Source organism: Massilia sp. CT11-108, from assembly GCF_047302915.1.
In the GTDB taxonomy this organism is placed as follows: Bacteria; Pseudomonadota; Gammaproteobacteria; order Burkholderiales; family Burkholderiaceae_D; genus Telluria; species Telluria orientalis.
In genome coordinates this window covers 1-1,296 of sequence record NZ_JBKYMO010000925.1, presented here as the reverse complement: position 1 = coordinate 1,296, position 1,296 = coordinate 1, and the positions used below count along the sequence as shown (strand labels likewise).

The window sequence follows — 1,296 nt, the reverse complement described above, 5'->3', positions numbered from 1 at the left end:
CTGCTGGGCGGTCTCGCCAACGTGTGGCTGCACCAGCTGACGGGCGGGGCGTGGGGCGAAACGATCCGCGGCCCGCTGCTGCGCGCGGCGCGCTGGCTGCCGCTCGCGTGCATCCTGTTCCTGCCCGTGCTGCTGGGCGCACCGCTGCTGTATCCGTGGCAGCACGGCGTGCAGGACGGCGCATTCCGCCAGATATGGCTGAGTCCCGTCTTCTTCACGATCCGCAGCATCGGCTATCTGCTGCTGTGGTGCGGACTTGCCATCGTCGAGACGCGCGCCCGCACGCGGTCGCCTTTGCGCGCGGCCCTGTGCCTGGTCGCCTACGGCTTCTCCGTGAGTCTCGCGGCCGTGGACTGGATCATGTCGCTGCAGCCCGAGTGGTATTCCAGCGTGTTCGGCTGGCTGGCGGGCACGGGCCAGATGCTGACCGGGCTCGCGCTGGCCGTGCTGCTGATCGACCGCGGCGCGGCGCGCAAGCGCCTGCCCGACCTCGGCAACCTGCTCATGATGTACGTGCTGACGTGGGCCTACCTCGCGTACGTGCAATTCCTGATCATCTGGGCCGCGGACCTGCCGCACGAAATCGCGTGGTACCTGCGCCGCGGCGCGCCCGGCTGGCAGGCCGTCGCGTGGGTGCTCGTCGTCGGCCACTTCGCCGGGCCGCTGTGCATCCTGCTGTCGCGCCACGCGAAGACGGCGCCCGCGCTGATGGGCGTGCTGGCCGCCGCGCTGCTGGCGGCTCACCTGCTGGACTGCTGGTGGCTCGTGCTGCCGTCCGTCGAGCATTTGACGCGCCACTGGCTGTGGCTCGCGCCGCTCGTCGCGGCCGGGTTCGGACTGGCGGCGTGGCTCGCGCTGGACAGGACGAGGAAGGAGCGTATCCATGCCTGACTACACGGGCGGCGATCTCGACCTGCGCGGCCTGCGCGTCGGTGCCTGCATCATCGTGGCCGGCATCGCCTGTGCGCTCGGCGCGGCCGCGCTGATGCTGGGCGAGCAGGCGCCGGCCGCGAACACGCCGCCTCACGCATTCGCCGGCAAGGCCCCGCTGCTGCAGCCGGCCCCGCAGCCGGACCGCGCCGCCTACCTCGAGGAAAAGCGCCGCGCGACGCAGGCCTATGGCTGGGTCGACCGCGAAGCCGGCATCGCCCGGATTCCGCTGGACGAGGCCATGAGGCTGATGGCGGCGAAGGGGGCAAGATGATCGCCGCACTCGCCTTCCTGCTGATGCTTGCCGGCGGTCCGGCCGCCGCGCAGGCCCTGCAACTGCCGCCGCCCCCGGCCGCGCGCTTCGAT

2 protein-coding genes are annotated in these 1,296 nt (G+C 72.0%); both read left to right on the top strand.

The annotated features are described in order from the left end of the window. Positions 1 to 891: hypothetical protein (locus ACEN88_RS32050; protein WP_413346233.1), on the top strand; the 891-nt coding region annotated here is incomplete at its 5' end. Beyond that, positions 884 to 1,204, top strand: coding sequence for a hypothetical protein (locus ACEN88_RS32045; protein WP_413346231.1), 321 nt, complete (start codon positions 884 to 886; stop codon positions 1,202 to 1,204). The genes ACEN88_RS32050 and ACEN88_RS32045, both read left to right, overlap by 8 nt. The last annotated feature ends 92 nt before the right edge of the window (positions 1,205 to 1,296 follow it).

What these genes read in the sequence shown, in the direction of transcription:
- ACEN88_RS32045 (WP_413346231.1), top strand. Translation starts at nt 884, where the DNA reads ATGCCTGACTACACGGGCGGCGATCTCGACCTGCGCGGCCTGCGCGTC.